Origin of the sequence: Xanthomonas sp. 3307, from assembly GCF_014199735.1 — a bacterium.
Taxonomy (GTDB): Bacteria; Pseudomonadota; Gammaproteobacteria; order Xanthomonadales; family Xanthomonadaceae; genus Xanthomonas_A; species Xanthomonas_A rydalmerensis.
In genome coordinates this window covers 220,181-237,616 of sequence record NZ_JACHOG010000006.1, presented here as the reverse complement: position 1 = coordinate 237,616, position 17,436 = coordinate 220,181, and the positions used below count along the sequence as shown (strand labels likewise).

Annotated in this window: 18 protein-coding genes; 3 read left to right on the top strand and 15 right to left on the bottom strand. The window is 68.6% G+C overall.

Annotated features, from left to right (window positions below; all coding sequences use genetic code 11):
• Positions 1–6: 6 nt before the first annotated feature.
• From GGR64_RS15615 to GGR64_RS15605, 3 genes are all read right to left on the bottom strand, one after another.
• Positions 7–879 carry a hypothetical protein gene (locus GGR64_RS15615; protein ID WP_184647043.1) on the bottom strand — a complete coding sequence of 291 codons (873 nt, stop codon included), beginning with the start codon at positions 877–879 and terminating at the stop codon, positions 7–9.
• A 132-nt stretch (positions 880–1,011) separates the two neighbouring features.
• Positions 1,012–3,213 carry a TonB-dependent siderophore receptor gene (locus GGR64_RS15610; protein WP_184646974.1) on the bottom strand — a complete coding sequence of 734 codons (2,202 nt, stop codon included), beginning with the start codon at positions 3,211–3,213 and terminating at the stop codon, positions 1,012–1,014.
• A 237-nt stretch (positions 3,214–3,450) separates the two neighbouring features.
• Complete coding sequence (locus tag GGR64_RS15605) at positions 3,451–3,930, bottom strand: Lrp/AsnC family transcriptional regulator (protein ID WP_160968584.1); 480 nt, start codon at positions 3,928–3,930, stop codon at positions 3,451–3,453.
• 126 nt (positions 3,931–4,056) lie between these two features.
• On the opposite strand from GGR64_RS15605, the gene phhA reads away from it, so the two are divergent.
• Positions 4,057–4,947, top strand: coding sequence for a phenylalanine 4-monooxygenase (gene phhA / locus GGR64_RS15600; RefSeq protein WP_184448777.1), 891 nt, complete (start codon positions 4,057–4,059; stop codon positions 4,945–4,947).
• Positions 4,948–5,002: 55 nt separating this feature from the next.
• Here the strand turns inward: phhA and GGR64_RS15595 are convergent, their stop codons facing one another.
• The 3 genes from GGR64_RS15595 to GGR64_RS15585 are packed head-to-tail and all read right to left on the bottom strand — an operon-like array spanning position 5,003 to position 6,725.
• Positions 5,003–5,662, bottom strand: a complete 660-nt coding sequence (locus tag GGR64_RS15595) for a DUF799 domain-containing protein (RefSeq protein WP_184646972.1) — start codon at positions 5,660–5,662, stop codon at positions 5,003–5,005.
• Positions 5,659–6,030, bottom strand: coding sequence for a DUF4810 domain-containing protein (locus tag GGR64_RS15590; RefSeq protein ID WP_184646970.1), 372 nt, complete (start codon positions 6,028–6,030; stop codon positions 5,659–5,661). The genes GGR64_RS15595 and GGR64_RS15590 overlap by 4 nt, the downstream gene beginning before the upstream one ends.
• A gap of 20 nt (positions 6,031–6,050) precedes the next feature.
• Positions 6,051–6,725, bottom strand: a complete 675-nt coding sequence (locus tag GGR64_RS15585) for a CsgG/HfaB family protein (RefSeq protein ID WP_184646968.1) — start codon at positions 6,723–6,725, stop codon at positions 6,051–6,053.
• A 561-nt stretch (positions 6,726–7,286) separates the two neighbouring features.
• On the opposite strand from GGR64_RS15585, the gene GGR64_RS15580 reads away from it, so the two are divergent.
• The gene (locus GGR64_RS15580) at positions 7,287–7,805 is read left to right on the top strand and encodes a hypothetical protein (protein ID WP_184646966.1); all 519 of its coding nucleotides are present in this window, start codon (positions 7,287–7,289) and stop codon (positions 7,803–7,805) included.
• Between the two features lie 81 nt (positions 7,806–7,886).
• Here the strand turns inward: GGR64_RS15580 and GGR64_RS15575 are convergent, their stop codons facing one another.
• The 9 genes from GGR64_RS15575 to GGR64_RS15535 form a co-directional block, all read right to left on the bottom strand.
• Positions 7,887–8,543: an RpiB/LacA/LacB family sugar-phosphate isomerase gene (locus tag GGR64_RS15575; protein ID WP_184448782.1), complete on the bottom strand. Its 657-nt coding sequence runs from the start codon at positions 8,541–8,543 to the stop codon at positions 7,887–7,889.
• Positions 8,544–8,659: 116 nt separating this feature from the next.
• Positions 8,660–9,415, bottom strand: a complete 756-nt coding sequence (gene kduD / locus GGR64_RS15570; protein ID WP_184646964.1) for a 2-dehydro-3-deoxy-D-gluconate 5-dehydrogenase KduD — start codon at positions 9,413–9,415, stop codon at positions 8,660–8,662.
• 65 nt (positions 9,416–9,480) lie between these two features.
• Positions 9,481–10,335, bottom strand: coding sequence for a 5-dehydro-4-deoxy-D-glucuronate isomerase (kduI, locus tag GGR64_RS15565; protein WP_160968598.1), 855 nt, complete (start codon positions 10,333–10,335; stop codon positions 9,481–9,483).
• Between the two features lie 166 nt (positions 10,336–10,501).
• Positions 10,502–10,891, bottom strand: a complete 390-nt coding sequence (locus GGR64_RS15560; RefSeq protein WP_184646962.1) for a VOC family protein — start codon at positions 10,889–10,891, stop codon at positions 10,502–10,504.
• 124 nt (positions 10,892–11,015) lie between these two features.
• Positions 11,016–12,074 carry a LacI family DNA-binding transcriptional regulator gene (locus GGR64_RS15555; RefSeq protein ID WP_010343057.1) on the bottom strand — a complete coding sequence of 353 codons (1,059 nt, stop codon included), beginning with the start codon at positions 12,072–12,074 and terminating at the stop codon, positions 11,016–11,018.
• Between the two features lie 201 nt (positions 12,075–12,275).
• Positions 12,276–13,559, bottom strand: coding sequence for a TRAP transporter large permease (locus GGR64_RS15550; RefSeq protein WP_160968604.1), 1,284 nt, complete (start codon positions 13,557–13,559; stop codon positions 12,276–12,278).
• 2 nt (positions 13,560–13,561) lie between these two features.
• Positions 13,562–14,080, bottom strand: a complete 519-nt coding sequence (locus tag GGR64_RS15545) for a TRAP transporter small permease (protein WP_160968606.1) — start codon at positions 14,078–14,080, stop codon at positions 13,562–13,564.
• Between the two features lie 10 nt (positions 14,081–14,090).
• Positions 14,091–15,086, bottom strand: coding sequence for a TRAP transporter substrate-binding protein (locus tag GGR64_RS15540; protein ID WP_184646960.1), 996 nt, complete (start codon positions 15,084–15,086; stop codon positions 14,091–14,093).
• A 34-nt stretch (positions 15,087–15,120) separates the two neighbouring features.
• Positions 15,121–15,945 (bottom strand): 2-keto-4-pentenoate hydratase, encoded by an 825-nt coding sequence (locus GGR64_RS15535; RefSeq protein ID WP_184646958.1) that lies wholly within the window; start codon positions 15,943–15,945, stop codon positions 15,121–15,123.
• 440 nt (positions 15,946–16,385) lie between these two features.
• On the opposite strand from GGR64_RS15535, the gene GGR64_RS15530 reads away from it, so the two are divergent.
• Positions 16,386–17,399: an alpha/beta hydrolase gene (locus GGR64_RS15530; protein WP_184647041.1), complete on the top strand. Its 1,014-nt coding sequence runs from the start codon at positions 16,386–16,388 to the stop codon at positions 17,397–17,399.
• Positions 17,400–17,436 lie beyond the last annotated feature (37 nt).

Sequence of the window (17,436 nt, the reverse complement as noted above, 5' to 3'; positions counted from 1 at the left end):
GCAGAACTACCTGTTCTGCGTCCTATCCCGTGTCACCATGAACTTATCTAGATAGCTGCGGGCTGCATCCTCTATTCGTTTCCAGTCCGGCAATGCGGCGCGCACGTAGCGCACCTCCACGAGCGTACTGATCTCGGGAAGCGCGAAGATATGATGGCACTCTGGAAGTTCGGCGTCCTTGCTGCGCACCAGCTTGCCGTCTCGATACTCGACACCGGTTTCGGCGACCACGTGCGAGGTACAGTTGATGAAGGTACGGATTTCGCCATCCGCATCCCGTTCGACATACCAATCGTCGTGTTCCTCCGCTTTGAACACGGGCGCCGACGCCTGGTATCCCTTTGCCTGGTAGTAGGCAAACACTTTCGGCAGGTCCGCATAGTAGGGGGTCAGCCCATACACCGGTCTTTGTTCGAGACGGCTTTCCAGATGCTCTGCCGGATTGTCCTTGTCTGCGGAATAGCCTGTATAGCGCCTGCGTAGCGCCTCATGGACATTCACCCGATCCAGATAGTGATACCCGATATCGACCGTCCGCGTCGACACATCCAGGCGCAGATGCGTGCGTTCGCCCGGCGCGAACGGCTGCAGCGACGGGTATTCCAGGTACAGGCCGAAACTGTCGTCGAAGTTCGGCCCCATCTGGTCGCCGAAGTAGTTGGCCGGAATGCGTAGCTTGTACGGACCCAGGCATGCCTCCATCAGTGGCGGCGGCGTCTTGAACGGATCCTGTGGGCCGAGCTGGCGCTTTCGCACGCAGCCCTGGGCATTGGTGGAGGTGGACGCCGGCGTGTCGGCAGAGCCGGACTGGGCGCACCCTGCCAGGGGCAGGATGCCGGCAAGCAACAAGCACTGGGCCAAGCGCGTGGCGGGTCGCATCTGCATCCTCCGATAATGGCGGCGGCAGTATAGACGCGCGGTGCCGGCCATCGGCACGCATCGCCACAGCGGCCACCGCCGCAGCCATATCAGGCTGTGCGACGGGCGTCCTTGCCCGCCATGCGCCGCCGCTCAGTACCGCCAGCGCAACGTAAAGCTGACGAAACGCGGTTCGCCGTAGTTCTGGTAGTCCAGGTTGGCCCAGTACTTCTTGTTCAGCGCGTTGGTCACCGCCAGGGTCGCGGTCCACTGCGTGCTGAGCTGGTAGTTGGCATTGAAGTGCACCAGCGCGTACGGATCCTGCACCACGGTGACCGGGCGCGTGGCGGCGCTGCCGTCGCCGAGCGGACGCTGGATGTTGTAGCCACGCACCGCGCTCTGCCAGCTCACGCCGCCGCCCAGGCTCAGGCGCTGCCAGGCGCCGGGCAGGCGCACCTGGGTGGACAGCTGCAGATAGTCCTCCGGCAGGTTGGCGTAGATCGCATCGGTGGGCGCGCGGGTGACCTTGGCGTGGGTGTAGCCGGCATTGAGCGTCCAGCCCGGGCGCAATTCGCCGTTGTACTCCAGTTCCCAGCCACGGCTCTTGGTGCCGTCGACGCCGATGTAGGCCGAGCTGCCGTCGGGCAGCGAGGCTTCCGGCTGGGTCATGTCGCGCACCGCGTAGTTGTCCTGCTTGGCCTCGAACACCGCGGCGCTGAGCAGCCCGCGGCCGTCGGCCAGCTGCGCCTTGATGCCGGCTTCCAGGTTGGAACCCTGCACCGGCGCCAGCAGGTTGTTGTCCTTGTCCTTGTAGTTCTGCGGATTGAAGATCTCGGTGTAGCTGGCGTAGGTGGAGATGGCCGGGGTGATGTCGTAGACCAGGCCGACGTAGGGCGTGACCTCGTCGCTGACCCGGTAGCGGCCGCTGGTGCCGGTGTAGCTGCCGTCGGCGGCGAAGGCCTGGGTGCGGGTCTGCCAGGAACTCAGGCGCGCGCCGGCGATCAGCGACAGCGGCTCGGCCAGGCGCAGCCGGGTCGAGGCGTACACGCCGCGCTGGGTGGTGCGCGCCTCGCGCCGCGCACCGGTGCGGGCCGTGGTGATCTGGCCCACGTCGCCCTGCCAGTCGTAGACGTTCGGGATGTAGTAGCAGCGCTCGCGGCCGCAGGTGGTCCAGTCGCCCGGATAGCGCAGCGCCAGGGTCGGCGTGTTCGACTGCAGGTCCTGCCAGCTGCCGCCGACGACCACGTCGTGGTCGCGGCCGAACAGCGGGAAGCTGCCGGACAGGTACACGTCCAGGCCGTCGCGGGTGTCGGTGGTCTGCCCGGCGGCGGCGCGCAGGTAGATGCCGCTGCCGTCGCGTTGGGGATAGCCGCTGCCGTAGACGCGCAGGTTTTCGACCTCGCCCTCGGTACGCGCCAGGTTGACCTTCAGCAGCCAGTTCTCGCCGAAGCGCTGTTCCAGGTTGGCGAAGGTGGTGCGGGTGTTGCGCTGCCAGCGCGCCCACTTCGGCGCCAGGTTGGTGGAGCTGGGCAGGTCGGCGAAGCCGCCGTCGGCGAAGAAGTACGGCACCGTGCCCCAGGTCGAGCCGACCGGGTCGTTGTCCTGGCGCTGGTAGCCGACGGTGACCGTTGTGGTGTCGGTGAGGTCGCCTTCCAGCACCGCCATGCCCGACATCTTCTGCTCGGTGTAGTGGTCGTAGTAGTAGTCGCGGTCCTGCCAGGCGGCGACGAAGCGGCTGCGGAAGCGGCCGTCGGCGGTCAGCGGCGCGGTGACGTCGGCCTGGGTGCGGCGGAAGTCCCACGTGCCCAGCGAGGCCGCGAACGCCGCATCGAAGGTCTTGCCGGGGCGCTTGCGCAGCAGATTGACCGTGGCCGAGGGAATGCCGGCGCCGCTGAGCAGGCCGTTGGCGCCGCGGATCACCTCGACGCGGTCGTAGAAGACCATGTCGTATTCCTGGTTGGTGGACCCGCTGTAGGTGGGCAGGCCGTCGACCTGGAAGTCGGTGATCTGGAAGCCGCGCGCGAAGTACAGCGGGCGCTGGGTGTCGAAGAAGGACACGTTGACGCCGGTGACGTTGCGCATCACATCGTTGATGCTGAACAGCGATGCTTCTTCCAGCCGCTGCTGGCCCAGCACGCTTACCGATTGCGGCGTCTCCTGCAGCGTCAGCGGCAGGCGGGTGGTCGTCGACGGCTGCGCACGACTCGGGCTGCCGCTGACCTCGACCTTGTCCAGCGTGGTCGGCTGCACGTCGGCGGCGACCTCGGCCTCTGCGGCGAACAACGGGGCCGAGGCGGCGGAGAGCGCGGACAGCACGGCGAGGGACAGCAGGCGGCGTGGAGCGGAGGGAAGCATGGATCGATCTCGCGGGGTGGGGCGCAGCAGCGACAACACGGTCACGCTGCGGGTGGCAGGAAACAGGCAGGCGCAGCCGCGCTCCACGGCGGGGAAACCGGCGTGGCTGGCCCAAGAGGGCTGGCGGAGGGGCTGTGGCCATGGATGGCCGTCGCAGAACGCAAATGTAAATCGTTAGCAACAACTTAACAAGGGCTGCCATGCGCCGACACGCAGTGGCACACCCGGGTTTGGTCGCTAGCCGCGCGGCAACGGCAGGCCGGCGAAGTCCTTGACGGTACGCAGCACGAAGCTGGAATTGACGTCGGCGACGCCGGCGGCGTTGAGCAACTTGTCCAGCAGAAACGCGGAGAAGTGCGCCAGATCGCGGACGTAGACGTGCAGCAGGTAGTCCATGTCGCCGGTCAGCGCATGGCAGGCGACGACCTCGTCCCAGCCCTGCACGCTGTCGGCGAAATGGGCGATGCCGCTCTGGCCGTGCTTCTCCAACTGCACGCGGACGAAGGCCTGCAGGCCCAGGCCGATCGCCGCCGGCACCAGCCGCGCGGCGTAGCCGGCGACCACACCCTCGGCCTCCAGCCGCTGCACCCGGCGCAGACAGGCCGAGGGCGACAGGTTCACCTGCGCCGCCAGCTCGGCATTGCTGGCGCGGCCCTGCCGCTGCAGCAGGGCGAGCAGGCGCAGGTCGGTGCGGTCGAAGGTCGGTGTTCCGGTCATTTATTGCTCTGCAACATGGAATCTACGCAACAATCTTGCGCGCAGCGCGCGGATCCGTGCAACTTCGCAAGCTCATTGCGTGGCTGCGCGCCTACCATCGTGGCATCCCTTTCCGGAGCGTCGACCATGGACACCGCACCGCGCCGCGTCGAACACCAGCAGACCGACAAGGGCTACGTGCCGGTCTACACCACCGCCGTGGTGACCCAGCCATGGGACAGCTACAGCGCCGACGACCACGCCACCTGGGGCACGCTGTACACGCGCCAGCGCGAACTGCTGGTCGGCCGCGCCTGTGACGAGTTCCTGCAGGCGCAGGACGCGATGGGCATGAGTCCGCAGGCGATCCCGCGCTTCGACGCGCTCAACGCGGTACTGCAGGCGACCACCGGCTGGACCCTGGTCGGCGTGGAAGGGCTGCTGCCGGAGCTGGACTTCTTCGACCATCTGGCCAACCGCCGCTTCCCGGTGACCTGGTGGATCCGCCGTCCCGAGCAGATCGACTACATCGCCGAACCGGATCTGTTCCACGACCTGTTCGGCCACGTGCCGCTGCTGATGAACCCGCTGTTCGCCGACTACATGCAGGCCTACGGCCGCGGCGGGGTGAAGGCGCATGCGATCGGCCCGGAGGCACTGCAGAACCTGACCCGGCTGTACTGGTACACGGTGGAGTTCGGCCTGATCGACACGCCGAACGGCCTGCGCATCTACGGCGCCGGCATCGTCTCGTCCAAGGGCGAATCGCTGTATTCGCTGGAGTCGGACGCGCCCAACCGCATCGGCTTCGACCTGCAGCGGATCATGCGCACCCGCTACCGCATCGACACCTACCAGAAGACCTACTTCGTCATCGACAGCTTCGAGCAGCTGATGCAGGCGACCTCGCCGGACTTCACCCCGATCTATGCGGCGCTGGCCGACCAGGCGCAGTTGCCGGCCGGCCAGGTGCAGCCGCAGGACCGCGTGTTCCATGCCGGCAGCGGCGAAGGCTGGGCGGACGGCGGCGACGTGTGAGGTGCGGCCATGCCCGTCTCCGCCGAACCTGACGGAGACCGGGCGTGGCGCAGGGTCAATCGGTGCCGTACTTCGGGTTGTAGGGCCCGTACAGCAGACCGCCAGGGTGGCCGGCGGACAGCAGACGCTGGCTGGCCACGTTACCCATCTGATGCCCCTGGTCGGTGACCTGGTTGACGACCTGATTGATCGCAGCGGTCACCAGCATCCCGACCAGGCCGCCACCGGCGTTGTTCTGATTCTCGCCGCTCGACGCCTGCGCCTGGCCTTGCCACAGCACCGTCCCGGTGCGCAGATCCACCAGCTTGGCGTTGGCTGAAACCACCACCACGCTGTTGATGATCTGATACACGGCACCGTACTTTTCCACGGTGATGTACAGGGCCGCGTCGGCTCCGAAGATCTCGCGCAGCTTCTCCGGCGCGACCGCCTGCGCCTCGTCGGCCACCGTGATGCCGTTCTGCTTGAAGGTCTCGTAGACCGGCGCCACCGGCAGCACGTAGTAGCCGGCTTCGGCCAACGGCAGCGTGGTCACCGACAGCACGCTCAGGCTGGCGTTGACATCCGGGGCATGGCTGACCGGCGGCAGGACCAGGATCGACCGCGGCTTGCTGGCCTTGTACGCGCTGTAATCGCGGGACATCGGCTGCGTCGCGCAGGCGCTCAGCAGCAGACCGAGCACGGCCACGCAGGCCATTCTTGCGACGTTCTTCATTGCGCGCTCCTGGCGTTGCTGCCGTTCTTCAACAGCAGATCGATGTACGTGGTGGACTCGGGGTACTGGGCCTTCTCGGCGAGGAGCTGCTGTTGGGCCTTGGCATCGTTGCCGGTTTCCGCGTACAGCATCCCCAGGTGCGCCTGCAGTCCGGGCGGCGGCCTGCGATTGGCGGCCTGCATCACCTGCAGGTCCTTTTCCAGCGCCTGGATCTGCTGCTCCGGGCTATCGCCCTTGAAGTGGCTGTAGACCTGATCCTGGTAGCTGCCCCACTGGTAGAGCGATGCGTTCTGGTGGGCGCAGCCGACCAGCGCGAGCATGGCGCAGGCGCCGAGCCAGATCCGCGTGCGGACGTTGATGGTGTTCATGTGCGAGGGTCCGTTGCGGGTCACTTGACCGGCTTCCATGCGCCGGCGTGGACCGCGGCGGTGAGATTGTTGACGGCCTCGCGGATCGCCAGATCCAGGACTTTGCCGTTGAGCGTGGAGTCGTAGCTGGAGGTCCCGCCGAAACCGACGATCTCGCGATTGGACAAGGTGTACTCGCCACCACCCTGCACCGAATACACCACTTCGGACGTCGCGCTATCGACCACGTTCAGGCTGACCTTCGCATAGGCCTGCTGCTGCTTGCCGCGACCGAGAATGCCGAACAGCTGCGTATCGCCGGTCTCCTTGCGGCCGAACTCGGTCACGTCGCCGGTAATGACATAGTCGGCGCCCTTGAGCTGCTGCGCCTGCCCCTTGATCTGGGCTTCCTGCTTGATCTCGCCCATGTTGTCGCGATCCAGCACGCGGAAACGATTGGTCTGTTGCAGGTGGGTGATCAGGATGGTCTTGGCCTGGCTGCCCAGACGATCCGCGCCATCGGAAAACAGGCCGCGCATGAAGGACGAACGATTGTCGAACTTGCCCACCGCGATCGGCGCGCGTGCGCCGGCGTAGGGCACGCTGGCCGCCGCCACGGTCTGCGGCTTGACGCTCTGATGGGTTTCGGTCGCGCAAGCCGCCAGGCCCAACGCAAGCGCCAACCCCATGGTCCCCTTGATCACACTGTCCTTCATCGACTACCCCTTGTTGATACAGCTACGAAAAAATGCATCGCCAGCGGCTCTGTCCTTGCCCAGCGTCGCCGCATGCCACACGCATGCGCGCATCGCGTGCATAGGACGCGATGCGTGCCATCGGCGAGAGGGGGGGAACAGGCACAGCGGAAGATTGATGTCGCTCCATGACCCTCCTGCGCAGGGCAGGGAAAGAAAAATCCATGTCGTCCCGCGACGCAGCGGGACCCAACTAGGTGACGGGTATCGGCGGGGTCACCTGAAACTTTAGGCGTGTTTTGCAGGCGCGTCGCGATGCCCCAGGACACGGACAGCGCGTCCTCGCGTCGCCGCACAGTCAGGCCGGGCCGCTGCGGCGGCTGGCAGCTGCGACAAACTGCACCGCGGCAGAGATCGGACGGTACACGTCGGCAAATGGGCAATGCGCCGATCCCGGCGCCACCGATGGCGCACCTACGCTGCGCAGCGAGCGAGATCGGTGCGCCACGACGCGGTCACCCCGGATTCCCGGACGCTCCCGCCCAACGCGTGTTGGCGGTCCTGTGCGTCGGGAGACTCCTCATGCTCATTTATGTCGGCCTGGACGGCGATCAGGCGGATCAGCGCGGCACCAAGCTGAAGGCCCTGCAATCCCACTTCGGCGAAACCCAGTCGCACGCGTTGACCATGCTCGACGCGACGTCGCTGTCGCCCAGCAACAAAACCCGCGGCAAGCGCCTGGTGATCAATTCGCACGGCAACGTCAACGTCTTTGCCGGGCTGACGCCGGAGGCGTTCCTGCAGCAACTGCTGGCCAAGGGGCTGGGCAGGGAGTCGTTCGAGGAGATCGTGCTGATGGCGTGCCAGGTCGGCGCGCAGAGCCAGACCAACTCCATCGCCAACAACTTCGCCAAGGACCTGAAGCGGCTGCTGGTCGGCCACGGCATCCTGGCCAAGCTGTACGCGCCGCGCGGCACGCTGACCTACCTGGTGCACACCGAGCAGAAGCTGGGCCAGACGTTCTACGTGGTGGACAGCATGCATATCGCCTGCCCGGAGCGGAACTATCCGCTGGCGGAAGGCCTGCTGCTGGTGCAGTAAGTCCGCATGCAAACGCCCCGCAGGTGCGGGGCGTTTGGCGGACACGCGACCGGGCGAATGCGCCCGAGTGTCTCTGCGACCTCAGGCCGCGGCCGCGTCGGCCTTGCCCAGCACGCCAGCGACGAAGGCGCGCAGGTCGGCGTCCTTGGCGTTGTCGAAGAAGCACTGCTGGAAGCGCGCGCCGCCCACGGCCTGCTTGACCAGTTCCGGGTCCAGCGCACGCAGGCCGTCCAGGTAGGACTTGGCCAGGGCCTGCTTGACCTGGGTCAGGATGCCGGCGTTGGCCTGCTGCGATTCGCGACGCTCGGCCGGGTAGCCCATGCCGCGCTCGCCGCTGAAGGCCTTCTCGAAGATATAGCGCACGTTGATCTCCGCGCCCCAGCCGTAGCCCTTGGCGAAGGCCAGCGCCAGCGCGTTGCCGTTGTTGACCTGGGCGAACAGGTAGGCGTCGGTGGGTTCGATGCAGTAGCCGCAGAACACGCCCGGGTGCGCGTTGAGCGACATCATCGCGCCCTGGCCGGTGCCGCAGCCGGCGACCACGAAGTCCACCGCGCCGGCGTTGAGCAGCAGGCCGGCGCAGATGCCGAGGTGGATGTAGGTCAAGCGATGGTCGGCGTCGCCGTCCATGCCGACGTTGAACACGCTGTGGCCCTGCGCGGCGGCGACGTCGTTGAGCTGCTGCAGGATCACCGGGTTCTTGGCGGCCTGGCTAAATTCGTTCATTAGAGCGATTTTCATGGGGGTCCTTGGTGGGGGGTTTGGGTTTGGTTGGGATGGGTCGGCGGTGGGCGTACCCCCATCCGCCCTGCGGGCACCTTCCCCCGGTGGGGGAAGGGAAAGGCCACGCGCTCTGCTTAGCGGGCGAGCCAGCCGCCGTCGACCGGGATCACGGTGCCGTTGACGTAGTCCGAGGCGCTGCTGGCCAGGAACACCGCGGTACCGCCCAGGTCTTCCGGCACGCCCCAGCGGCCGGCCGGGATGCGGTCCAGGATCGCCTGGTTGCGCGCGGCGTCGGCACGCAACTGCGCAGTGTTGTCGGTGGCCATGTAGCCGGGGGCGATGGCGTTGATGTTGACGCCCTTGGCGCCCCACTCGTTGGCCAGCAGGCGGGTGATGCCGGCGATGCCGGACTTGCTGGCGGTGTAGGACGGCACGCGGATGCCGCCCTGGAACGACAGCATCGAGGCGATGTTGATGATCTTGCCGCTGCCCTGGGCGATGAAGTGGCGGCCGGCGGCCTGGCACATGAAGAAGGCGGACTTGATGTTGACGTTCATGACGTCGTCCCAGTCCTGCTCGCTGAAGTCCACCGCGTCGGCGCGGCGGATCAGCCCGGCGTTGTTGACCAGGATGTCGAGGCGGCCGAGGCCGGCCAGGGTCTCGTCGAGGATGCGCTGCACCGGCGCGATGCTGATCAGGTTGGCCTCGATGGCGAGGAAGCGCCGGCCCAGTACGGTGACCTTGGCCTCGGTCTCGGTCGGCGCCTGGATGCCGGCGGCGGCGATGTCGGCGCCGGCCTGCGCCAGGGCCAGGGCGATGCCTTGGCCGAGGCCGGTGTTGGCGCCGGTGACCAGGGCGACCTTGCCTTCGAGACTGAACGGATGGGTCATTGCGGGGGCTCCTAGAAGGGATGCGGATGGCGGGGACGGTGGCGGAGCACGGCGCGGACGGCGGCCTACTTGAGTTGGCAGATGTCCAGCACGTGCATGTCGGTGTAGTCGAGGTTCTCGCCGCCCATCGCCCAGATGAAGGCGTAGTTGGCGGTACCGGCGCCCATGTGGATCGACCACGGCGGCGACACCACCGCCTCGTTGTTCTGCACCACGATGTGGCGCTGCGCGTCCGGCTCGCCCATGAAGTGGTACACGCGGTCGTTGGCGCCGAGGTCGAAATAGAAATAGACCTCGCTGCGGCGATCGTGCAGGTGCGGCGGCATGGTGTTCCAGACGCTGCCCAGCTTGAGCACGGTCAGGCCCAGCAGTAACTGCGAGGACTGGCAGGTGGCCGGCACGATGTACTGGTAGATGGTGCGTTCGTTGCTGGTCTCCAGCGCGCCGCGGTCCAGCGCCACCGCCTCGGCGATCGACAGCCGCTTGGTGGCGAAGCGCGCATGCGCCGGGGTGGAGGCCAGGTAGAACTGCGCCGGCGTGGCCGCGTCGTCGGAGGCGAACACCACCTCGACGCTGCCCATCGCCACGTACAGACCGTCCTTCGGTCCCAGCGGATACGCGGTGCCGTCGACGGTGACGGTGCCGCTGCCGGCGCCGACGTTGATCACGCCCAGCTCGCGCCGCTCCAGGAACGGGTGGCCGGCGGCCGAGGCCGGCTCGGTCTGCGCCGGCAGCGTCAGCGCCCGTGTGCGCGGGGCGGCGCCGCCGAGCACGAAGCGCTCGTAGTGGGTGTACTTCAGGGTCACCGCGTCGTCCACGAACAGGCCGTCGAGCAGGTACAGGTCGCGCAACTGGTCGTTGCTGGCGCCCTTGATCGCGTCGGGATGGGTGGCGTAGTGGGTCTTGCAGTACAGGGACATGGGCTTCTCCAGTGCAGGCGACGGCATGCGGCAGCCCGCCACGGAGGACAGTCTAGCGGGTCTGGTAAACCGGTGTCATTCCGCAGTGCACGAAGGGCGGGGATTGGGGATTCGGGATTGGGGATGGACAGCACTGCGCCGCGGGGCGGCGCAGCGGCTCAGCGGCTCAACGCGACAGGGGCTGGCCGACGTCGATGCGGTTGCCGTCGGGGTCGGCGAAGACGAAGCAGCGCAGGCCGAAGTCGGCATCGCGGATCGCCTTGATGATGCGCACGCCCTGGGTCTGCAGGTGGTCGTGCAGCGCCGCCGCGTCGTCGACCAGCAGATGGGCGACGTTGCTGGTGTTGCCGCGGTGGCCGGGGCGCAGGGTCAGATGCAATTCGGCGTCGTCCTTCTTCAGGATCACGAAGCCGACCGGGCTGCCGTTCTGGAACACGCTGCGGAAGCCCAGCCGTTCCGTGTAGAAGGCGACGGCGCGGGCGATCTCGGCGACGGGCACGGTCGGCGCCAGGCGGCCGAAACGGACCGCGGTGGCGGCAGGGACAGGGGACGACATGGCGAAGGCTCCTCGCAGGAAGGCCGCGTGGGTCCGCCCGGGCGGTGCCGGAACGGAACGGGCCTTCGATGGGCGGAGCGGTGTCCGCACGGTCGGCGGGCAGTCTACACCCGCCGCGCCGTGCTCAGTCTTCCGGCGGCTGGCAGGAGTCGCGCACGATCAGGTGCGGGCGCACGCTGGCCACCGCCAGCGATGGCGTGCCCTCGGGCTGGATCAGCATCGCCGCGGCGGTGCGGCCGGTGTCGCGGGTGTGGCGGCGCACCGAGGTCAGCGACGGCCACAGCCGCGAGGCCAGCGGGCTGTCGTCGTAGCCGATGATCGAGAGCTGGCGCGGGATGTTGATGTTGGCGCGCAGCGCGACCTTGTACACGCCGGCGGCCATTTCGTCGTTGCCGGTGAAGATCGCGCTGGGGCGCTGCTTGCCCAGCAGCAGCTTCTCCGCCGCGGCCACGCCCGATTCGAAGGTGTAGCCAGCCTCGACGATGCGCGCCGGCGGCAGTTCGATGCCGCGTCGGGTCAGCGCGTCGATGAAGCCGGCAGTGCGCTCGTGCGCGGAGCGGTAGGCGCTGGGGCCGGTGATCAGGGCGATGTCGCGGTGGCCCAGCGACAGCAGGTAGTCGGCGGCCTCGGCGGCACCGTCGCGGTCGTGGGTGACCACCATCTGCGAGGTGTCGTCCAGCGGCAGCGAGGCGATGCGGGTGTAGCGCACGCCAATGCCGGCGAGCATGTCGGCCAGCGCCTGGTCCTCGGAGGCGCGCGGCACCAGGATCACTCCGTGCAGCTTCTGCTGCTGCACGAAGCGGCGCACGCCCTCGATGTAGCCGGGACTGCGGCTGTCGCACGGGTGCACCACCAACTCGAAGCTGGAACCGCGCAGCGCGTCCAGCGCACCGTACTGCATGTCCACGATGTACTGCGCGGTGGGGTTGTCGTAGACCATGCCGATCAGGAACGAGCGGCGGAACGCCAGCCCGCGCGCCAGCGGGTCCGGCGCGTAGCCGACCTCGCGCATCAGCGCCTCGACCTTCTCGCGGGTGTCTTTGCGCACCAGCGGCGAGTTGTTGATGATCCGCGACACGGTCTTCTTCGACACCCCGGACAGGCGCGCGATGTCGTTGATCGTCGCGGCCTTGCCGTGGGCGGAAGCGGGAGCATCGGCGGGACGGGGCTTGTTCGGCGCCATGGACGGAAGACCGGACGAAAGAAAGGGGATTCTACTGGGTGTCATGCTCGCTCCAGCGTACGGTCACGGAAGCGGTGTAAGCGCACCATGCCGGGACCCGGGACCCGGGACCCGGGACCCGTGGGCCTGCGCCGGCAGCGGCGATCGGCGCGCACGGCCCGCGGTCAGCCGCCTGGCGCGAACCGGCGCCGCCGGGCCGGCTCAGGCGCGCAGCGCGCGCGGCAGCCACAGCGACAGTTCCGGGAAGAACGCCACGATCAGCAGCACGCACAGCGCCGCCAGCCAGAACGGCCAGATGGTGCGCATGCTCTGGGCGACGGTGATCTGCCCGATCGAGGTGCCGATGAACAGCACCGAGCCCACCGGCGGGGTGATCAGGCCGATGCCGCCGGCCAGCACCATCACCAGGCCGAAATGGATCGGGTCGATGCCGTAGGCCTTGGCCACCGGCAGGAAGATCGGCGTGCAGATCAGGATCTTCGGCGCCAGGTCCATGAACATGCCCAGCAGCAGCAGCATCACCACGATCATCAGCAGCACGGTGTGCTGGCTGTGGGCGATGGACTGCAGGAAGTGCACCGCCGCCGTCGGCACCTGCAGGTAGGCCAGCAGCCAGCCGAACACCGCCGCGGTGGCGATCACGAACAGGATCACGCCGGTGGTGCGCGCGGCGTGCGTCACCGCGGCGAAGAACTCGGCCCAGCGCAACTGCCGGTACAGCAGCGCGGTGACCAGCAGTGCGTACACCACCGCGATCGCCGCGCTCTCCACCGCGGTGAAGATGCCGGCGCGGATACCGACGAAGATCAGCGCGACCAGGCCCAGGCCCGGCAGCGCGCCCACCAGGCGCAGCGCCACTGCGCGCCAGCCCGGGAACGCCTCGGTGCCGTAGCCGCGCGAGCGCGCCACCGCGTAGCCGGTGAGCATCATCGCCGCGGTCATCAGCAGCGCCGGGACGATGCCGGCGGCGAACAGGTCGGCGATCGACAGGCCGCCACCGGCCGCGGCCGAGAACAGGATCAGGTTGTGCGAAGGCGGCACCAGCAGCGCCACCAGCGCCGCGGTCATGCTCACGTTGACCGCGTAGTCGCGGTCGTAGCCGCGGTTGATCATCTGCGGAATCATGGTGCCGCCGACCGCCGAGACGTCGGCGATGGCCGAGCCGGACACGCCGCCGAAGAACAGCGAGGACAGCACGCTGACCTGGCCCAGGCCGCCGCGCATGCGCCCGACCAGCGAGGAGGCCAGCGCGATCAGGCGGTCGGAGATGCCGCCGCGCAGCATCAGCTCGCCGGCGAAGATGAACAACGGGATCGCGATCAGCGACGCCGAGCCGCTGCCGGCGGAGATCTGCTGCACCAGCACCACCGCCGGCAGGTCCAGGTACAGCAGCGTGGCCAGCGCCGCCGTGCCCAGCGCGTACGCCACCGGCACGCCGATCAGCAGCAGCACCACGAACAATCCCAACAGGATGGCGATGGCCATGCTCAGTTCCTCCCCATGGTGGTACCCGGGCGCAGCACCCGCCAGGCCTGGTACAGCGCGAACACGCTCATCAGCGCGCCGCCGATCGACAGCGGCAGGTAGTTGATGCTCTGCGGCATCCGCGCGCCGGCGATCTTGATGTCCAGCCCGTCCAGCAGCAGCACCGCGCCCCACCACGCGATGACTGCGCCGATGGCGGCCACCAGCAGCGGGCGCAGCAGGTCGATGACGCGGCGCAGGGTGGCGTGCAGCGTCTCGGCCAGCAGGAAGAAGCCGAAGTGGCGGCGCGTGTGCACGCCGGCAGCCGCGCCCAGGCTCATCGCCGTGCTCAGCAGCAGCAGCGTCACCGGCTCGGTCCAGCTCGGCGAATCGTTGAGGACGTAGCGGGTGAACACCTGCCAGCCCTGCACCACCACCAGCCCGAGCAGGGCCGCGGCGGCGATGCCGATGGCGAGGTTGGCGATGCGGTCCAGCAGCCGCTGCAACGGCGGCACCGGGAGGGCGGGGTCGTGGTCGGTCATCGGCATGGACTCAGGCGAAATCGCGGATGCGGCGGTACAGGGCTTCGATCTCCGGCTGCTGCCGGTACTCGGCCAGCAGCGGCGCGGCGGCCTTGCGGAAGGCGGGCATGTCCACCGCGTTGATGGCCACGCCGTAGTCGATCACCTGCTGCCGCGCCTGCGCCTCGGAGGCGTCCCACAGCCGGCGCATCACCGTCACCGATTGCCGCGCGGTCTCCAGCACCAGCGCGCGCTCGTCCGGCGCCAGCGCTTCGAAGCTGCGCCTGGACATCACCAGCACGTCCGGCGCGTAGGAGTGATCGCTTTGCGACCAGTAGTGCGCGGCCTCGAAGTGGCGGCTGGACTGGAAGCTGCGCATGTTGTTCTCGGCGCCGTCGATCATGTGCGTCTCCATCGCCGAGAAGGTCTCGCCCAGCGACATCGGCGTCGGGTTGGCGCCGAGCATGCGCATCAGCTTGAGGAAGATGTCCGAGGACGCCACGCGCAGCTTGAGCCCGTGCAGGTCCTTGGGCTGCCGCAGCGGATGCTTGGTGTTGTAGAAGCAGCGCGCGCCGGAGTCGTAGATCGCCAGCCCGACCAGGTCGCGCCGTTCGAAGCTGCGCAGGATGCTGTCGCAGACATGGCCGTCGATCGCGCGGCGCAGGTGCGCCACCGAGTCGAACACGTACGGCAGGCACAGCGCCTGGGTCAGCGGGAAGGCGTTGTTCAGCGCGCCGGAGTACACGCGGGTGATGTCGATGGCGCCGAAGCGCGCCATGTCGATCGCCTCGGCCTCGCGGCCGAGCTGGCCGGAGTGGTACTGGCGCAGGCGCAGGCGGCCGCCGGTCTTCTGCTCCAGGGTCTGCCCGAACCAGCGCACCGCCTCCACGGTGGGGTAGTCGGCCACGTGCACGTCGGTGGCGGTGAGCAGGCGCGTCTGGCCGCGTTGCGCCAGCGCGCCCAGCGGCACGCCGGCCGCTGCCGCCGCGGTCAGACCCGCGCCCAGGAATCGTCTACGAGTGATCATGCTGCGCCCTCCCGCGCGTCATTGCCGTCGCAGCCTAGGCCGCGACCGCCCTGCAGTGAAGTTCGCCGTAGCCGTCGAAGCGGATCGTCGCCTGCTGGCCGATGGCGATGTCGTGGATGCCGGTGGCGTTGCCGGTGGCGATCAGCTCGCCGCGGCGCAGCGGCCGCCCGCGCCTGGCCGAACGCGCCAGCGCGAACGCGAACGCCGCGCGCAGGCCGCCCGGCAGCAGCGTGGCGCCGCCGCTGCCCACGCATTGGCCCTCGATCCAGGTCTCGGCGCGCAGCGCGGTCTCGTCCAGCGTGCTCCAGTCGGGCACCTGCGGCCCCAGCAGCAGGCCGTTGTTGTTGCCGAAATCGGAGATCACCACGCGCGGCCCCAGCTGGTTGATCGTGGCCAGCGGGCTGCTCGCCACTTCCACGCCGATGAACAGCGTGGATGGGACCTGCGCTGCCTGTTCCGCGGTCCAGTCCAGTTGCTCGGCCGGCACGTCCGCATCCAGACGCAGCACGTACTCGGCCTCGACCGCGCCGAAGCCGCCGTCGAACACCGGGATGTCCGCTGTTCCACCGGTAGCATTCCATAGCGCAGCGGCAAAGATCGGGCCCAGCAGACGCTCGTCCCCGGAATGGTCGCGGCGCTCGGGCGCGATGTAGCCGACCTTCCAGCCGACCACGCGGTCCGGCCATTGCGCGATCGCCAGGTCCTGCACGCGGTAGGCGGTCTCCAGATCGTCCGGGATGACGCCGGGGAAATCAGGCAGCGCGCGGCCCTGGCGACGGGCCTGGACGAAGCGGGCCGCGATGTCGGCCAACGCGGGCGGTGGCGTCTGCGACGGGCCGGAAGGAAGGCTCAAGGGCATCTCCGCAAGGATGGGGGTCGGGGAATTGCTGCGCCGCGCATCGACAGCGCGTTGCGCCGTTGTATATGGTAAACCGGTGTCATTGGCAATGTGCGGTGCGGCAAAGAGCTGGGAATCGGGAATCGGGAATCGGGAATCGGGAATCGGGAATCGGGAATCGGGAATCGGGAATCGGGAGTCGGGAGTCGGGAGTCGGCAACGGCAACAGCAACAGCAACAGCAACAGCAACAGCAACAGCAACAGCAACACAGCGTCATGCGTTGGCGCAGGCCACGCGCACACTGGGGCCACCGCCCTCGTCGGTCACGCGCCACGCGGGTTTCTTCCATCCACGACGGAGATCTCGACGATGTCGGCCCTGCTGCTCCCCACCCGTCTGCGCCCCGCCGAACCTTTGTCCCCGCGCCGCGGCAGGCATCGGTCCCGTCCGTGCATCGCCGTGCTGGCGGCGCTGGGCCTGCTGCTGGGTGCCCTCGGCACGGCCGCGGCGGCCGAGCGGCCGGCCAGCGAGAGCGCCGCCGAGCTGGCGGCGCGGCTGCCGCTGTGGCCAGGTCCGGCGCCGGGATCGACGGCTGGTCCCGATCAACCGCACCTGGTCGAGCGCAGCGACGATCCGGCCCTGCCCGATCGCGCGCTCAGCGGCCGCTACCAGCCCTACCTAGTGGTGTACCGGCCGAAGACGCCGAACGGCAGCGCCCTGCTGGTTGCCCCGGGCGGCGGCTATGCGCGCGTGGTGCTGGACAAGGAAGGCACCGCGCTGGTGCCGATCTTCGCCGAACAGGCCGGCATCACCCTGTTCGTGCTGCGATACCGGCTCCCCGACGCCGCCGCCGATGGCGCCGCCGCGCGCGACCAGCCGCTGGCCGACGCGCAGCGCGCGCTGCGCCTGATCCGCGCACATGCCGCCGACTACGGCGTGGACCCGCACCGCATCGGCTCGATCGGCTTTTCCGCCGGCGGTCACGTCGCCGCCAGCCTCGGCACCCGCTACGACGACCCGGTGTATCCGGCCCGCGATGCGATCGATCGGGTCAGCGCACGCCCGGACTTCCTGCTGTTGCTGTATCCGGTCATCGACATGGGCAGCGGCACCGCGGCGCACACCGGCTCGCGGCTACGCCTGCTCGGCCGCCACCCGGACGCGGCGACCATGGCCGCCTACTCACTGCAGAACCGCGTGCACGCCGGCATGCCGCCGACCTTCCTGGTGCACGCGCAGGACGACCGGGTGGTGCCGGAGGAGAACAGCCTGCTGTTCTACCAGGCGCTGCGCCAGGCCGGGGTGCCGGCCGAGCTGCACCTGTTCGCGCACGGCGGCCATGGCTTCGGCACCCGCGGTATTGCCGGCCTGCCGTTGGCGGCGTGGCCGCAACTGGCGCTGAGCTGGATGCGCAACGTGCAGGACGATCCACGCGCCCGCGCGCCGATCCCGCCGCCGACGGGGGGGAAGTGAGCCACATGGCTGCCCCGCCAGGCGATCGCGCCGCCAC